The 14,196-nt window shown below is 60.3% G+C and carries 15 protein-coding genes, 1 tRNA gene and 1 pseudogene; 4 read left to right on the top strand and 13 right to left on the bottom strand.

Translation table 11 applies throughout. The features are described 5' to 3' along the window. Nucleotides 1-114: 114 nt before the first annotated feature. The 3 genes from L085_RS19525 to L085_RS19515 form a co-directional block, all read right to left on the bottom strand. On the bottom strand, nt 115-423 hold the full coding sequence (locus L085_RS19525) for a hypothetical protein (RefSeq protein WP_044031512.1): 309 nt from the start codon (nt 421-423) through the stop codon (nt 115-117). Nucleotides 424-658: 235 nt separating this feature from the next. Further along, nucleotides 659-1,258, bottom strand: a complete 600-nt coding sequence (gene wrbA, locus L085_RS19520) for an NAD(P)H:quinone oxidoreductase (RefSeq protein ID WP_015377377.1) — start codon at nt 1,256-1,258, stop codon at nt 659-661. A 78-nt stretch (nt 1,259-1,336) separates the two neighbouring features. Beyond that, the gene (locus tag L085_RS19515; RefSeq protein WP_044031511.1) at nt 1,337-1,954 is read right to left on the bottom strand and encodes a LysE family transporter; all 618 of its coding nucleotides are present in this window, start codon (nt 1,952-1,954) and stop codon (nt 1,337-1,339) included. Nucleotides 1,955-2,022: 68 nt separating this feature from the next. On the opposite strand from L085_RS19515, the gene L085_RS19510 reads away from it, so the two are divergent. Then, nucleotides 2,023-2,946 carry a LysR family transcriptional regulator gene (locus L085_RS19510; RefSeq protein ID WP_015377379.1) on the top strand — a complete coding sequence of 308 codons (924 nt, stop codon included), beginning with the start codon at nt 2,023-2,025 and terminating at the stop codon, nt 2,944-2,946. Here the strand turns inward: L085_RS19510 and L085_RS19505 are convergent. After that, nucleotides 2,930-3,400 carry a helix-turn-helix domain-containing protein gene (locus L085_RS19505; RefSeq protein ID WP_033633407.1) on the bottom strand — a complete coding sequence of 157 codons (471 nt, stop codon included), beginning with the start codon at nt 3,398-3,400 and terminating at the stop codon, nt 2,930-2,932. The two genes, L085_RS19510 and L085_RS19505, sit on opposite strands and share 17 nt — an antisense overlap. 117 nt (nt 3,401-3,517) lie before the next feature. Beyond that, complete coding sequence (locus tag L085_RS19500) at nt 3,518-4,093, bottom strand: XRE family transcriptional regulator (protein WP_015377381.1); 576 nt, start codon at nt 4,091-4,093, stop codon at nt 3,518-3,520. Between the two features lie 67 nt (nt 4,094-4,160). On the opposite strand from L085_RS19500, the gene L085_RS19495 reads away from it, so the two are divergent. After that, entirely contained in the window at nt 4,161-5,084 is a 924-nt protein-coding gene (locus tag L085_RS19495) for a DMT family transporter (protein ID WP_015377382.1), read from the top strand. A gap of 48 nt (nt 5,085-5,132) precedes the next feature. On the opposite strand, the gene cycA is transcribed toward L085_RS19495, so the two are convergent. Continuing rightward, nucleotides 5,133-6,533 carry a D-serine/D-alanine/glycine transporter gene (gene cycA / locus L085_RS19490; RefSeq protein WP_021504871.1) on the bottom strand — a complete coding sequence of 467 codons (1,401 nt, stop codon included), beginning with the start codon at nt 6,531-6,533 and terminating at the stop codon, nt 5,133-5,135. 350 nt (nt 6,534-6,883) lie between these two features. Here cycA and L085_RS19485 point away from each other — a divergent pair. After that, nucleotides 6,884-6,959 (top strand) — tRNA-Lys (locus tag L085_RS19485). Nucleotides 6,960-7,179: 220 nt separating this feature from the next. On the opposite strand, the gene L085_RS19480 is transcribed toward L085_RS19485, so the two are convergent. Further along, nucleotides 7,180-7,683, bottom strand: a complete 504-nt coding sequence (locus tag L085_RS19480) for a VTT domain-containing protein (protein WP_044031510.1) — start codon at nt 7,681-7,683, stop codon at nt 7,180-7,182. Between the two features lie 74 nt (nt 7,684-7,757). Beyond that, the gene (locus tag L085_RS19475; RefSeq protein ID WP_044031509.1) at nt 7,758-9,071 is read right to left on the bottom strand and encodes an MFS transporter; all 1,314 of its coding nucleotides are present in this window, start codon (nt 9,069-9,071) and stop codon (nt 7,758-7,760) included. Nucleotides 9,072-9,447: 376 nt separating this feature from the next. Between L085_RS19475 and L085_RS19470 the strand changes: the two genes are divergently transcribed. Beyond that, entirely contained in the window at nt 9,448-9,750 is a 303-nt protein-coding gene (locus tag L085_RS19470; RefSeq protein WP_044032099.1) for a putative quinol monooxygenase, read from the top strand. A gap of 109 nt (nt 9,751-9,859) precedes the next feature. Here the strand turns inward: L085_RS19470 and L085_RS19465 are convergent, their stop codons facing one another. The 5 genes and pseudogenes from L085_RS19465 to hemA all read right to left on the bottom strand — a co-directional run bounded on the left by L085_RS19465 (nt 9,860) and on the right by hemA (nt 14,187). Next, the gene (locus L085_RS19465; protein WP_044031508.1) at nt 9,860-10,420 is read right to left on the bottom strand and encodes a hypothetical protein; all 561 of its coding nucleotides are present in this window, start codon (nt 10,418-10,420) and stop codon (nt 9,860-9,862) included. Further along, a pseudogene (locus L085_RS19460) lies at nt 10,404-10,971 on the bottom strand (GNAT family protein). Before L085_RS19460 ends, L085_RS19465 begins: the two are co-directional and overlap by 17 nt. 123 nt (nt 10,972-11,094) lie before the next feature. Further along, entirely contained in the window at nt 11,095-11,814 is a 720-nt protein-coding gene (locus tag L085_RS19455; protein WP_044031507.1) for an enoyl-CoA hydratase-related protein, read from the bottom strand. Further along, nucleotides 11,807-12,979 carry an MFS transporter gene (locus tag L085_RS19450; protein ID WP_044031506.1) on the bottom strand — a complete coding sequence of 391 codons (1,173 nt, stop codon included), beginning with the start codon at nt 12,977-12,979 and terminating at the stop codon, nt 11,807-11,809. Before L085_RS19450 ends, L085_RS19455 begins: the two co-directional genes overlap by 8 nt. Next, a complete protein-coding gene (hemA, locus tag L085_RS19445; protein WP_015377390.1) occupies nt 12,976-14,187 on the bottom strand; it encodes a 5-aminolevulinate synthase in 1,212 nt (403 codons plus the stop codon). Before hemA ends, L085_RS19450 begins: the two co-directional genes overlap by 4 nt. Nucleotides 14,188-14,196 lie beyond the last annotated feature (9 nt).

Genomic DNA, 14,196 nt, shown 5'->3' with positions numbered 1-14,196 from the left:
GTGCCCGCCGACGATGCGTCAATTTATTGAAGTGTATCAAGCATAAAGCAGGCGATATAAAAATAACGTAAAAATTCATATCGCCGAATACGCATGGCGTGGAGGGGGAGAACGCTATTCCAGCAGGTCGTTGACCGTGCGGCGAACGTAGTGCGTCATCTGCGCCAGATCGCCCGGTGACACCGGGCCGCCGCCGGCGCGCACCACTTGCTGTTCGATCTGGGCGATTTCCTGTTCGACCTTGTTGGCGATCTGCACTTTGACTATCTTGTCCACCGAAGACAGCAGCACCTTCAAGACGACTTTCAGCGCGATGTTTTCGCAGAACGAGTCGTAGTGATGAACCGGCGGGGCCGGAGCCGGCTCGGGCGCGCGCGGAGCCAGAGCCTTGAAGCTGTCTACATTTTCAATAATAAGATCCATGTCTCTTATTAGTTCATCAAAATCTTTAGACACTGACTTATTCCCTTCGCTGTGCGCAAAAAACAGAACGCCCGTCCTCGGGCTGAAAGCGGATGAGCGACGGGCAGAACGAATTCGGGCCTGGCCTTCAGACGTTGAATGGCCGGGGGAGGGGCATTCTAACCTTGCGGCGGGTCGGCAACAAGATGGGGCCGTGCGAATGCGCGGCCCTTTGGATCACGAGGCTGGAGGGCGCTTAACTTTTCAGCTTGGCGGTGATTTTGGCCACGTGTTCGCCCTGATAACGGGCAATGGTCAGCTCTTCGTTGCTCGGCTGCCGCGAACCGTCGGCGCCGGCGATGGTGGTGGCGCCATACGGGGTGCCGCCGCGCACCTGTGAAACGTCAAACAGCTCCTGCGTCGCATAGCCGATCGGCACGATGATGAAACCGTGGTGTGCCAGCGTGGTCCAGGTCGAACTGATGGTCTGTTCCTGGCCACCGCCGGTGCCGGTGGAGGAGAAGACGCTGCCTACCTTGCCGTACAGCGCGCCGGAAGCCCACAGGCCCCCGGTCTGATCGAGGAAGGTGCGCATTTGCCCGGCCATATTGCCGAAGCGGGTCGGCGTGCCGAAAATAATGCCGTCATAGTCCGCCAGCTCTTGCGGGGTGGCGACCGGCGCCTGCTGGTGTTGCTTGCCCCCGGCCTTGGCGAAGGCTTCCGGCGTCATGGTTTCCGGCACGCGTTTGACCGTCACGTCCACGTTATCGACCCGATTCGCCCCTTCGGCCACCGCCTGCGCCAGGCGTTCGATGTGGCCGTACATTGAGTAATAAAGCACCAACAGTTTCGTCATGTTCCGTACTCCCGCTCAGATGATTAACAAAAACCCCTGATAAGCATAGAAGCGAATGACGAACTTGGCGTTACGACGTTACCTGATGTCGGCGATCGCCAGCAGGGCGCCAAAGGCGATCAGCAGCCCGCCAAAGGTACGATCGATGCCGCGGCGCAAACGCAAAAAGCGCGCATTGACGCCCGGTGCGGAAAATAGCAGCGCGACGGCGGCAAACCAGAAGATATGGACGGCGGCGATAAAAAGACCATAGCCGATTTGCACGCCGAGCGGGGTGTGCGGAGAAACCACCTGCATGAACAGGCTGACGATGAAGATGGTGGTTTTCGGGTTTAACGCGTTGGTGAGAAAGCCGGTTTTCAAGGCGGCGAAATCGCTGATGGCGGCCGGCGCTGTTGTGGGGGCTGCATCATGGTGCGCCGCGTTGCGCAGCAGCGTAACGCCGAGGTAGATCAGGTAGGCGGCGCCGATGGCTTTAAGCAGGTTAAACAACCAGGGCGACTGTTGAATCAATACGCCGACGCCAATCAGCGTATAGCTGACATGGACCAGCACCCCGGCGCCAATGCCGCAGGCGGTCAAGACGCCGGCGCGGCGCGAAAGCAACAGGCTATTGCGCGAGACCATGGCAAAGTCCGGCCCCGGGCTTATCACGGCGAGTAAAGTAATGGTGACGACAGCGATGAGTTCAGTCATAGTTATCCTTGCGATGTTTATCAATAGAGTGACTGATTTATAAGAGTAATTTTTCTCGGTGACAAACGATGAATAGTGACAGTATCGGTGAGAAAAACTCACGCAAAACCGGCAGGCCGTTGCCGTTGGGCGGGCTGCGTTGCTTCGAGGCCGCCGCGCGGCTGGAAAGTTTTACCCAGGCGGCGCAGGGGCTGAATTTGACGCACGGCGCCGTAAGCCGGGCGGTGCGGGCGCTGGAAGAGGAACTGGGCGTGGCGTTGTTTGAGCGCCGCCATCGGCGGGTTCTGCTCACGGCGGCGGGGCGCAAGCTGTTTCAGGCGACGCAGCAGGCATTCGGCATTCTGGATCATACCGCGCTGGAACTGCGCCAGCAGGCGCTCGACGCGCCGCTGGTCTTGTCCTGTGAACCGACCTTGTTGATGCGTTGGCTGATCCCGCGCCTGCCGGCTTTTCAGCAGGCGCACCCGGATATCAACTTACAGCTGGTGGCCGGTGGCGGGCCGTTTTCGTTCCATGACGGCATTACGGCGGCGATCAGGCGCAATGACTTCGATTGGGGAAAGCAGGTGCATAGCCTGGCGCTGTTCAGTGAAAAGGTTGGGCCGGTGTGCCAACCCGAGGCGTTGGCAAGGATGACGATCGCCGAGGGCAGCCTGCGGAGTTTACGGCCCGGCACTAAACTGCTGCATTCCGCCACCCGGCCGGATGCCTGGCGGCACTGGGCGCAGCAGCAGGGGATGACGTTGGCAGGACATTCGGAGCAGCGCTTTGATCATTTCTATTTCAGCCTGCAGGCGGCGGTCGCCGGTCTTGGCATCGCGATCGGCCCGTGGTTGCAAGTGCGAGACGATCTGGCCGCCGGTTTGTTGAGTGCGCCGTTCGGTTTTACGCCCGACGGCAGCGGCTATTACCTGCTGTCGCCGCAGGCGATCGTGCCGGGCAGCGCGTTGGCCCGGCTGGCCGAGTGGCTAACGCTCACGGCAGACGCCTGAGTTTTTGCGCCAGCCGCTGTTCCTGCCAGCGGCTGAAGACGTTGCGCAGCAGCAGAGTGCGCACCGCCCGCATGACCAGCGCGAGGCTCATGCCGCCGATCGCCCACAGCGACCAGAGATAGTGCGGGTGAGTAAACCAATTAATGGCGAACAACATCACGCCAATCACGGCGAAACGCACCGCCATGCTCAGCAGTTTGCCTTCTGCCGCGACCTGGCTACGAAGGCGCTGTTCGTCAGGCTCCTCCTCCTCCATTGTCTGTTGCGGCTGTGCGTTGAGATCGCGGACCTGCACGCCCAGCGCGGCGGCGATTGCGGTCAAGGTTTCCAGGCTGGCCTGTTCGCCGTTTTCAATCCGCTGTACGGTGCGGGTGCTGAGGCCGGCGATGGTCGCCAGCTGCTCCTGCGACCAGCCTTTTTCCAGACGTAACGGCCTGATGCGGTACTTTTGCATGATGCACTCCCGAGTTCGCTGTCACTGTCATCCAGTGTAGGAGGCGCGGGGTAGCGGCGCCACGACAGCAGCACGACAGCGACACGACATCCGCCGCCGGCGCGGGCTGGCGGGCAGTCAGAAGGCGACGTTGCGAATAAAGCGCAGCGGGAGATCGCCGTGGTTGGCGTAAGCGTAACGTTGATCGCTGTTGAAGGTTTGCGCGGCGCCGGCGGAAAGGGTCAGCGTGCCTTGTTCCAGTTCCAGCGTCAGGGTGCCGGCAATCACGTAGATCATTTCACTCCAGCCTTCGGCGTCCGGCGCCGAGTCATAGCGCTCACCCGGCATCAGCGTCCATTCCCACAGCTCGGCCCGTTGGCGCGCCGGCACGCTGGCGGCGAACAACGCCTGGCTGCCCGGCTGTGCGCCTTGCCAGGCCAACTCTCCCACCAGATGGCTGCCGCGCGCTTCCGGCGCCTGAATCAGATCGGTAAAGGAAATCGCCAGGGCGGCGGCAATCTTGTCGAGCACCGCCAGGCTGACGTTGCGATCGCCGGCCTCGATGCCCGCCAGCATGCGGCGGCTGACGCCGGAAAGTTCGGCCAGCGCCATCTGGCTCAGGCCCGCCTGTTGGCGGTAGCCGCGCAGATTGCTGCTCAGGTACTGCAGCACTTTGGGGGGATCGGTTTTCGCGTTATGCGCCGTATTGCTCATCGCCGGACTTTATCTCATACTGGCAGGATCTGTGCATTATATTGCACTCAGCAGGAAGGGCAAGCCGGTGTCAGCAGCAAAAAAATCCTTTATTTCCGCCGTGGTTCCGCAGATCAGGCTGCCGGAAGCGGTGTTGATTTTCATCACCATGATCTGGGGTGGCACCTTTTTGGCGGTGCACCACGCGATGCAAGTCAGCGGGCCGTTCTTTTTTGTCGGCCTGCGTTTCGCCACCGCCACGCTGGCGTTGACGCTGTTTTCGCTGCGTGTGCTGCGCGGCCTGACCCTGTATGAACTGAAGGCGGGCGTGCTGATCGGGCTGGCGATCATGTTCGGATATAGCATGCAAACCGTCGGCCTGCAGACCATCACCAGCAGCCAGTCGGCGTTCATCACCGCCATGTATGTGCCGATCGTGCCGCTGTTGCAATGGTTGGTGCTGGGGCGGTTCCCCGGCATCATGTCGTGGATCGGTATTCTGCTGGCCTTTACCGGCCTGATGCTGCTGGCGGCGCCGAGCAGCACCGACATGACGCTGAGCCTCGGCGAAATTCTGACGCTGGCCGGCACGCTGGGCATGGCGGCAGAGATCATCCTCATCGGCGCTTTCGCCGGCAAGGTGAATATCCGCCGGGTGACCATCGTGCAGCTGGCGACCGCCTCGCTGGCCTCGTTTTTGATGATGGCGCCGACCGGCGAGTCGCCGCCGCCGTATTCGGATTACCTGCTGTACAGCGCCATAGGGCTGGGGCTGGCCAGCGCGTTGATTCAGCTCACCATGAACTGGGCGCAGCGCAGCGTTTCACCCACGCGCGCGACGGTGATTTACGCCGGCGAACCGGTCTGGGCGGGCATCGTCGGGCGGCTCGCCGGTGAGCGTTTGCCGGGCGTGGCGTTGTTGGGGGGCGCGTTGATTGTGATCGGGGTGGTGGTCAGCGAGCTGCGCGTACGGCGCAAGGATAAAGCGGCGGTGGCGACGGAAGCGGATTAGCGCAGAGGCGTAAAAAGAAAGGGGCGGAGAGATCCGCCCCTTTTTGCATCACGCGATTTTCTTCTTACGCAGGAACACGTAAGACAGGCCGAGCACGATGAACCACAGCGGGGTGACGATCAGTGCCTGGCGGGTGTCTTCGCGCAGCGACAGCAGCACCAGCACGAACACGAAGAACGCCATGCACACCCAGCACATCAGTTTGCCGGCCGGCATTTTGTAGATCGATTTCTGGTGCAGCGCCGGGCGCCGTTTGCGGTAGACCAGATACGAACACAGGATGATGGTCCAGACGAACATGAACAGAATCGCCGATACGGTGGTCACCAGAGTGAAGACCGTCATCACGTTCGGGATCAGGTAAATCAGCACCACGCCGCCCAGCAGGCAGATACAGGAGAAGGTGAGGCCGTTGGCCGGCACCGCGCGCTTGGACAGGTTAGCGAACGATTTCGGCGCGTCGCCTTCCTGCGCCAGCCCGAACAGCATGCGGCTGGTGGAGAACACGCCGCTGTTGGCGGAAGAGGCGGCGGAGGTCAGCACCACGAAGTTGATTACGCTGGCCGCGGCCGGCAGGCCAATCAGCACGAACAGCTCAACGAACGGGCTCTTGTCAGGCACCACGGAGTTCCATGGCGTCACCGACATGATAACGATCAGGGCGAACACGTAGAACATGATGATGCGGATCGGAATCGAGTTGATGGCGCGCGGCAGCGACTTCTCCGGATCCTTGGTTTCCGCGGCGGTGGTGCCCACCAGCTCAATGCCGACGAAGGCGAATACCGCGATCTGGAAGCCGGCGAAGAAGCCGCTGATGCCTTTCGGGAACATGCCGCCGTCATTCCACAGATGGGTGAATGAGGCTACGGTGCCGGTCGGCGACTGGAACTGCATGGCGATCATCACCAGCCCGGCGACGATCAGCCCGACGATGGCGACGATTTTAATCATCGCAAACCAAAACTCCATTTCGCCGAACATTTTCACCGTCGCCAGATTAAGGCCGAGCAGCAACAGCACGCACAGCAGTGAAGCGATCCACTGTGACAGCTCGGGGAACCAGAACTGGGCGTAGGCGGTGATCGCCACGACGTCGGCGATGCCGGTGACCACCCAGCAGAACCAGTAGGTCCAGCCGGTGAAGAAACCGGCCCACGGGCCGAGCAGATCCGCGGCGAAATCGCTGAACGATTTGTATTCCAGATTGGACAGCAGCAGCTCGCCCATGGCGCGCATCACGAAGAACAGCATAAAGCCGATGATCATGTACACGAAGATGATCGAGGGGCCGGCCAGGCTGATGGTTTTACCGGAGCCCATAAACAGACCGGTGCCGATGGCACCGCCGATGGCGATCAGTTGAATATGTCGGTTAGTGAGGTTTCGCCGTAGATGATCTTCTGAAGCGGGCGTCGCGTCAGTCGCTATTTTAGAGTGATCTACCATCTGATGATGTCCTGTTTTACCTGTCATTAGTGAAGTCGCGAGCTCTGAAGTGGCTCTTTTTTATACATTTATCCGGTTGGTCCGGCTTTAGTAAGGTAGTGCAATAACGCCACCTTTGTGCAACATGTTAACAACATTTATACGCGGGATAAAAGTCGATCAATCTTTACACGAGAGGAGGCAAATCGGACGTTCAGGGAGCGGAAGATTACTCTTCAAACGGTGGGATTAACAGACCTTATGCGGCTTATCTCGTTGATTAAACAAAGGGTTGTAAAATTCGCATGAGAAAAAGTAATGGGTGTAAGCGTTTGACAGCGCCTCCGACGAGGAGGACAATTTACCGCGTTGGGTCGTTAGCTCAGTCGGTAGAGCAGTTGACTCTTAATCAATTGGTCACAGGTTCGAACCCTGTACGACCCACCAACCAAATCAGCGTGTTACGCTCAGACTTTTCTTCGTTTCTTCCCGCATTGCGCCGTTTTAAGCGCGCTTTTTGTAAAAAAATTCGCATTTTTCGACTGATGTTCAGAAAGGTGATCTGGCGCAAACTGCAATGTTGCACCGGACTTTATACGGCAAGGAAGGCTGTGCGCTGGCGCAACCTCGGCGTAGGGGAGAGCCATTTGCCCAAGAATCTTTCAGGTCAGGAAACGGGGAATAAATGCGCAGCCGACATCAAAAGCAGCGCCCAGACGGCGGCCGAGAGCGCGGCGGTGGCATAGACGCGCCGCGCCGGCAGTTGCAACATGCCGGCCATCAGCGGCACGGTGTAACGCATCACCGCCAGAAAACGCGAGGCGAACAACAGCGGTAGCCCGCGCTTTTGCAAGGAACGTTGCGCTTTGTGCAGCGGGGCGTGACAGCGTGCCGGCAGCCGGCGGCCAAGATCGCGACGGCATAGCAGCGCGCCGAAGTGGAAAGACAGGATCGAGCCCAACGCGGCGCCGAGGGCGATGGCCGCCCAAACTGCGCCGAAGGGCAGCGCGTGCTTGCCCGCCACGATGCCCATCAGCAGCGTCACCGAGGCGGGCGGCAGGGCGGAAGACACCACGATCACGGATTTACCCAGCGCAAACAGGAAAATCAGCAGCAGCAACATCTCCGGTTCCGGACTGTATTTGGCGATAATGTGCGTCAATTCATCCATTTAACACCTGCGGGCGAGAGGGCTGAGTGCCAGTGTCCCATCCGCAGGTTCAATAAGGGTTAAATAACGCGCCGCTATCCGGCGATCTCCGCGTCTTGCTTGCTCACGTCGGTACGCCGGTTTCTGAGCGCCCACAACAGCGTGGCGCAGAGCAGTGAAAAGGCGGCCAGCACCAACGGCCCGGCATGCGGGCTGTGAAAACGCTGTTCCGCCTGGGTGCGGATCAGCGGGGCTAAAAAGCTGAATGCGGCGCCAAGCGTGGTGCAAAAACCGATGCCGGCCGCCAGCGCCGGGCCGGTCAGCACCTGGGCGGGAAACGTCCAGAAAATCGGCTGTACCGCCAGGAAACTCACTGCGCAACAGCTCAGGGCGACGATGGCGAGCAAAGGGCCGGCATAGGAAGACACCACCAAACCCAGCGCTGCCGCGACCATGCAGCCGACGGCGATCGGTAATCGTCTGGCGGTTTTTCTGTCGGCATAGCGCGGCAGGAAATAGACGCCCAGCGCGGAGAACGCCCAGGGAATGGCGGCCACCAGCGAGGCCTTGAAGCCAAGATGGGTGCCCATCAGCGAGGCGACCTGCGACGGCAGGAAAAACATCAGGCCGTATACGCCGATCTGCAGGGTGCCGTAGATCAACGCCAGATGCCAAACTTTGCCGCTGCTCATCGCCGCTTTGACGCTGCTGGTTTCGGTCTGCTGCTGTTCATCGGCCAATTGTGCCACCAGCGCCGTGCGTTCTTCCTCGCTCAGAAAGCGGGCCTGCCGTGGATTATCGTCGAGATAGAAAAAGGCGAAAACGCCGAGGACGACGGCCGGCAATCCTTCCAGCACAAACATCCAGAACCAGCCGGGTTTACCCAACACGCCGTGCATCTCCAGCAATGCCCCCGATAGCGGTGAACCGAGCGTCAGCGCCGCCGGCACGCCGAGCACGAAAATGCCAATCACCGAGGCGCGCACCTTATTGGGAAAATAGATCGACGCCAGCAGCAGGATGCCGGGGTAAAAGCCGGCTTCGGCGATCCCCAGCAGAAACCGCAGGACGATAAATTGCTGTTCATTGGTCACCAGCCCGGTGCAGGCCGACAGCGTCCCCCACAGCGCGGTGGTGGCGCTGAGCCAGCGTTTGGCGCCCCAGCGGTTCATCAGCAGGTTGGCCGGGATGCCGAACAGCGCATAGGCGGCAAAAAATATCCCGGCGCCCAGGGCAAAGGCGGATTGCGACAGCGCGATATCGATGGCCATCGCGTCCTTGGCAAAGCCGACATTAACCCTGTCGATAAAGGCGATGAAGTACATGGCGAACATCAAGGGCACCAGTCTGCGCCAGGTTTTGCGAATGGCGGCGTTGAGCGCAGGAGCGGCATAGGTGGCGTGATTCACTGGCGGTAACCTCTCTTCTGAGAATGACAAGCGTCGGTCATAAGGACCGTCCTGGCGCCGTTGCCCTCAACACGACGGTAACAGCGGACCTTTTTCGTAAACCCTAAAGGTCTAATGGTCAGGCCTTTTAGAGTGAAAAAAATGCCGCGTATCGGGTCGGCAGATTGATGCAGACATCACCATGGTGAATGGTATGTTGCTTTTTTGTTAATCAGACGTTCACACAGGGCCAGGGCGCGTTCAAGCGCTTTGATCGAGATCTGTGTGCGCTATCACCGAATTGGCAACCCGGTGTTAGAGCTGGAGTGTGGCGCTTTCATCTCGGGAGTGAGGACGATAAGGTGAGGCACGGCAAAACAGAATGCAGGAGCGCAACATGCTGAAGGTCATCGCTGAAGATTTTATCCACCCGGAACACATTGACACCGTTATGCCGTGGTATCGCGAGCTGGTGGAGAAAACCCGTCAAGAGCCGCTGTGCATCAGCTATGAACTGTGCATCGACCAGCAGGATCCCGGGCATTTTATTTTTATCGAAAGCTGGCCGGATCGCGCCGCCCTGGATGTGCATTGTCAGACCGAGCATTTCACCCGGCTGGTGCCGCAGATCAATCAGTATCAGCGCAAGCCTTGCGCCTTCCTGTTTATGCAGGCGTTCCCTGAAACAGGCGATAAATAGGCGAAAAAATCCCCGCAGGGGGCGGGGAATGGCTTCTCAACACTATCTTGTTGTGATTAAAAAATAGGCTGATAATGATTTTCATTCTCTAAGAATGCTCTTAAATTAATCAATCTGGTGAATGATTCGCCGTCTGCTTTTCGCTGGCGGTTTTAATGGCGCGCAGCATGCGGCGTCTTATCAATCCACTCACCAGGCGAATCGCATACCAGTAGGGGGTAAACCGCCGCCGGCTGGCGCTGTCGGGGCAGAAGATGCGCGTTTCCGTTACCAGGCGGCAGCGCCCGCCCTCCAGCGGGCTCGCGGCATACCCCAGCGCCAGTTTGGCGACGCCGGGCTGAGCGAAGGCCTGAAAGTCTGCCCCGTCAGCGACCGTCACCAAACCGTATTCCGCCTGCCAAAACCGGCCGATCAGGCCATAGACCAACGCGGTTTCATCTTGCTCAAGCAGGCAAAAGTTTTGCAGGCCAAACGGCGGAGGACGAGGCTTATCGCGTGGCATCAGTCGCGCGGGCAATTCGCGCAGCGCTATCATGCTGCGGAAAAAACGATCGTGCCTGGGATCATAAGCGGCCACGGCCTCCAGGATCCGCGCCTGCGGTGCGGCGATGGCGATCGCATGCCGCTCCGAGAACTGGTATTGCCCAAGGTATTTATTCAGTAGCGTCATGCTTTGCATTCTCCCGCCATTCGCTTTGCAGCAGGGCGAAACCGAATTCGTCGCCCCATGCGCCTTTGAAAAACACGTTTTGCCGCCAACAGGCCTCACGGCGAAAGCCCAGCTTACTGAACAACGCGGCGGCGCGAAGATTACGCGCGTCTACCACCGCAGTAATGCGGTGTTTCGCCAGCGGCCCGAACAGCAGGGCGATGACGGCGCTTAGCGCCTCGCGCGCTTGTCCTTGCCGCTGATGAACCGGATCGAAGGTCACGCCCAGTTCAGCCTGACGCCCTTCATCGAAAAAATGCACCGCGACATCGCCCAGCAACGCGCCGTCCTCGCGGCGCTCGACCGCCAGTTGAAACCAGCTGTCGTCACGGTTGAATTCGAGCTGCCGTTGCTGTGCGAAAAAAGGCCTGTGCCTCGGCGGCGCTGTAGTCGCTCCAGCTTTGATAGCGCGCCACGTCAGGATGGCTGCGGTAGGCGGTAAAGTGGGGCAGATCGTCGGCGGTGAACGGGCGCAGGATCAGTCTGGGGGTCTGTAGAGGCAAATGGCGCATTGTTTTTCCTTATCAGCGCATTAGGGCTACCGGCAGTGTAGCCCAGCGCCGACAGGCAGGCTGTGTAAAATGAGCGGTGGAGGACAAACGGGAAATGCCGGTTCAGGCGAACCGGCAGGGGCATTATCGGCGGGCGGCAGCCTGACGCAGGCGCTCGACCGGGCCTTGTTGAAAATCGAATGAGGGGGCTTCTTGCCGCGCCAGCCCCTGACGCACGATGGCCTTAACCGCCTGGCTGGCGGCAAGATCTTTTCCGGCGATCTGTTCGGCGATACGCAACGCTTCTTCCCGGGCCGAACTTGCGCTGATGCGGGAAATGGCGCCGTATGACAACGCTTCCTGTGCGCCGACGGTTCTGCCGGTCAGCAGCCAGTCGAGCGCGACATAGGGGGAAATACGCGCCGGCAAGCGCGCGCACCCGCCTTGTGCGGCGACTAACCCGAGCCCGGTTTCGGGGAAGCTGAAGCGTGCGTTCTGGCCGGCGACGATCAGATCGCACGCCAGGGCCAGCTCAAATCCGCCCCCGTACGCGATGCCGTCAACGGCGGCGATGATCACCTTGGCGATCTGTGCATGGATCAGCCCGCCAAACCCCTCCGGCGTGACGATGGGCAGTTCACCCTGATGAAAGGCGTTGATATCCATGCCGGCGGAAAATACCGCCGGTTGACCGGCCAGGACGATCGCTCGCACCGAGTCATCGTTATCTGCCTGCCGCAGGTAGGTGCGGATCAGCTCGGCCATCTGCAGGTTGATGGCGTTCTTTTTTTCCGGCCGATTGAGGGTGATGACCGCAACCTGCGCGCCATAACGTTCGTAAAGCACCGGCGGTGATTCACTCATTGCTGGCCTCCCCGCGGAAAAAGATCAGCGTCAGCAGCAGGGCGATGGCGCCGAGCGGCAGCGAAAACAGCGGCAGGTAATAGGCCGGCAGCGCATAGAGCGCCAGGCCGCCCAGCATGCCGCCCGCCGCGATGCCGGCGTACAGCACCGAGCTGTTGAGCGATACGGTCAGCGCGCCAAAGCGTTTCGATAGCGACAACAGGTGATGCTGGATCGGCACCAGATACATCCAGCCGGTGATACCCCAGACCAGAAAGATGGCCAGCACCCACCAGGGGGAAGTGACATAGAAGGCCAGCAGAAACAGGGACAGCGTCTGGATCGCCACGGAAAACAGCAGCACGAACTTGCTGCCGAGGGCATCGGTTAACGCGCCGGAGGCAAAATTGCCGATCACCGCGCCAATGCCGAATACCAGCAGCGCGAGGGGCAGGATCGCCTGCGGGCCGAACTGGGTGTTTTTCAGCAACACGCTGACGTAGCTATAGACGATGTGTTCCGAGCAAACGGCAAAAAAGGTGATCAGTAGCGTGGTCAGCACCGCCTTTTGCCGCAGCGGGGCGAGTCGCTCTTTCAGCGAATGCTTGCCCGGTGGCGCAATGGCCCGCAGCGCCAGCGACAGGCCCAGCAGCGCAATTGCCCCCAGCAGGGCGATGAACAGGAAGATTTCTCGCCAGCCGATCAGTTTGGCGAGAAAGGTGCCGAACGGAATACCGAGCGCAATAGCCAACGTCATGCCCCCATAGACGATGGAAATGGCCAGGCCGCGGCGTTTTTCCGCCACCAGCCCTACCGCGGCGGCGGCGGCCTGCGGCGTGTAACAGGCCGCCCCCAATGCCGCCAGCACTCTGCCGAACGAGATCTGCAGGTAGCTGGTGGCCCAGGCGCAGGCCAGGTTGCCGGCGATGAACAGCACCAGCGCCAACTGCAGGATATGCTTGCGGTTGACGTTGCCCAGCAGCCAGGCGGTGAGAGGGGCGAACAGCATATAAGCCAGCGCGAATACCGATATCAACTGCCCCGCTTGCGCGGGGCTGACGGCAAAGGTACCGGAAATGTCGCTGAGCACGCCGGCGACGATAAAGGCGTCGGTGCCGATGGCGAACGTGCCGGTCGCCATCAGACAGAGCGTGATCAGATGGCCGTTATAATCCGCTAACTTCATCCCGCCCTCCGCAGATCGTTCGCCGCCCAGACTCGTCCCAGCGCCGCCAGGAAGGTCTCCACGTCGGCATGGGAGTGCGCCGAGGTCGGCGTCACCCGCAGCCGCTCGCTGCCTGCGGGCACCGTCGGTGCATTGACCGGTTGCACGTAAATATCGTGTTCATCGAGCAGCACTTTACTGATGTGTTTGTTGCGGTGCGGATCGCCGACCAGCAACGGCAGGATATGGCTGTCCGCCGACACCAGCGGGATGCCGGCGGCGCGCAGGCCGGTTTTCAGGTGATCGACGATCGCCAGCAGGTGTTTGCGTTGGGTGTCATGCTCGAGGTTGTATTTAAAACTGGCCAGCGCGGCGGCCACCACCGGCGCCGGCGACGAGGTGCTGAAGACGAATGCCGGGGCCCAACTGCGCACCGCCTCCACCACCGAACGGGGCGCGGCGATATAGCCGCCCGCCGCACCGTAAGATTTGCCGAACCCGCCCTGAATAATGGTGATTTTATCCAGCAGGCCCAGTTGTTCGGCGTAACCCAGCCCCCGTTCGCCATAGACGCCGGCGGAGTGGATCTCGTCGAGATAGGTCAGCGCCTGGTACTGCTCCGCCAGCGCCACGATCTGCGCCAGGGGGGCGAAGTCACCGTCCATGGAATACAGCGACTCGAAAGCGATCAGCTTTGGCCGCGCCGGATCGGCGGCCTGCAGCAGCTCGGCGAGGTGTGCCACATCGTTGTGGCGGAAGATTTTTTTCTCCGCTTTGCTGTAGCGGATACCGTAAATCATCGAGGCGTGATTCAGCTCGTCGGAGAACACGATCAGATCGGGAATGGCGTCGCACAGGGTGGATAAGGTGGCGTCGTTGGCGCCGAAACCGGTGGTGAACAGCAGCGCCGACTCTTTGCCATAGGCGCTGGCCAGCAGCGTTTCCAGCTCGCTGTGGTAGACCGAGGTGCCGGAAATGCTGCGGGCGCCGCAGGTGCCCAGCCCGACCCGGTTAACCGCATCGGTGGTGGCCAGCAGCACTTTGGGGTGGTGGCTCATCGCCAGATAGTCGTTCGAGCACCAGACGTTGAGACGGCGCTCACCGTGATGGCCGTGGCTGGTGGCCCAGGGTTTGTCCTGCACGCCGCGCTCAAGGTTGAGGAACTCGCGAAAACGCCCCTGTTTTTTGGTTTCCGCCAGCTTTTCTTCAAGAATGTTCAGTACGCTCATCGTATGTTC

This window comes from Serratia sp. FS14 (genome assembly GCF_000695995.1).
In the GTDB taxonomy this organism is placed as follows: domain Bacteria; phylum Pseudomonadota; class Gammaproteobacteria; order Enterobacterales; family Enterobacteriaceae; genus Serratia; species Serratia nematodiphila.
Note: the sequence above shows the minus strand (reverse complement) of the source record. Positions and strands in the feature narration are given on the sequence as shown.

What these genes read in the sequence shown, in the direction of transcription:
- cycA (WP_021504871.1), bottom strand. Translation starts at nt 6,533, where the DNA reads ATGGTAGATCACTCTAAAATAGCGACTGACGCGACGCCCGCTTCAGAA.
- L085_RS19470 (WP_044032099.1), top strand. Translation starts at nt 9,448, where the DNA reads ATGCTGAAGGTCATCGCTGAAGATTTTATCCACCCGGAACACATTGAC.
- L085_RS19505 (WP_033633407.1), bottom strand. Translation starts at nt 3,400, where the DNA reads ATGCAAAAGTACCGCATCAGGCCGTTACGTCTGGAAAAAGGCTGGTCG.
- wrbA (WP_015377377.1), bottom strand. Translation starts at nt 1,258, where the DNA reads ATGACGAAACTGTTGGTGCTTTATTACTCAATGTACGGCCACATCGAA.
- L085_RS19515 (WP_044031511.1), bottom strand. Translation starts at nt 1,954, where the DNA reads ATGACTGAACTCATCGCTGTCGTCACCATTACTTTACTCGCCGTGATA.
- L085_RS19455 (WP_044031507.1), bottom strand. Translation starts at nt 11,814, where the DNA reads ATGAGTGAATCACCGCCGGTGCTTTACGAACGTTATGGCGCGCAGGTT.
- L085_RS19500 (WP_015377381.1), bottom strand. Translation starts at nt 4,093, where the DNA reads ATGAGCAATACGGCGCATAACGCGAAAACCGATCCCCCCAAAGTGCTG.
- L085_RS19465 (WP_044031508.1), bottom strand. Translation starts at nt 10,420, where the DNA reads ATGACGCTACTGAATAAATACCTTGGGCAATACCAGTTCTCGGAGCGG.
- L085_RS19480 (WP_044031510.1), bottom strand. Translation starts at nt 7,683, where the DNA reads ATGGATGAATTGACGCACATTATCGCCAAATACAGTCCGGAACCGGAG.
- hemA (WP_015377390.1), bottom strand. Translation starts at nt 14,187, where the DNA reads ATGAGCGTACTGAACATTCTTGAAGAAAAGCTGGCGGAAACCAAAAAA.
- L085_RS19510 (WP_015377379.1), top strand. Translation starts at nt 2,023, where the DNA reads ATGAATAGTGACAGTATCGGTGAGAAAAACTCACGCAAAACCGGCAGG.
- L085_RS19450 (WP_044031506.1), bottom strand. Translation starts at nt 12,979, where the DNA reads ATGAAGTTAGCGGATTATAACGGCCATCTGATCACGCTCTGTCTGATG.
- L085_RS19525 (WP_044031512.1), bottom strand. Translation starts at nt 423, where the DNA reads ATGGATCTTATTATTGAAAATGTAGACAGCTTCAAGGCTCTGGCTCCG.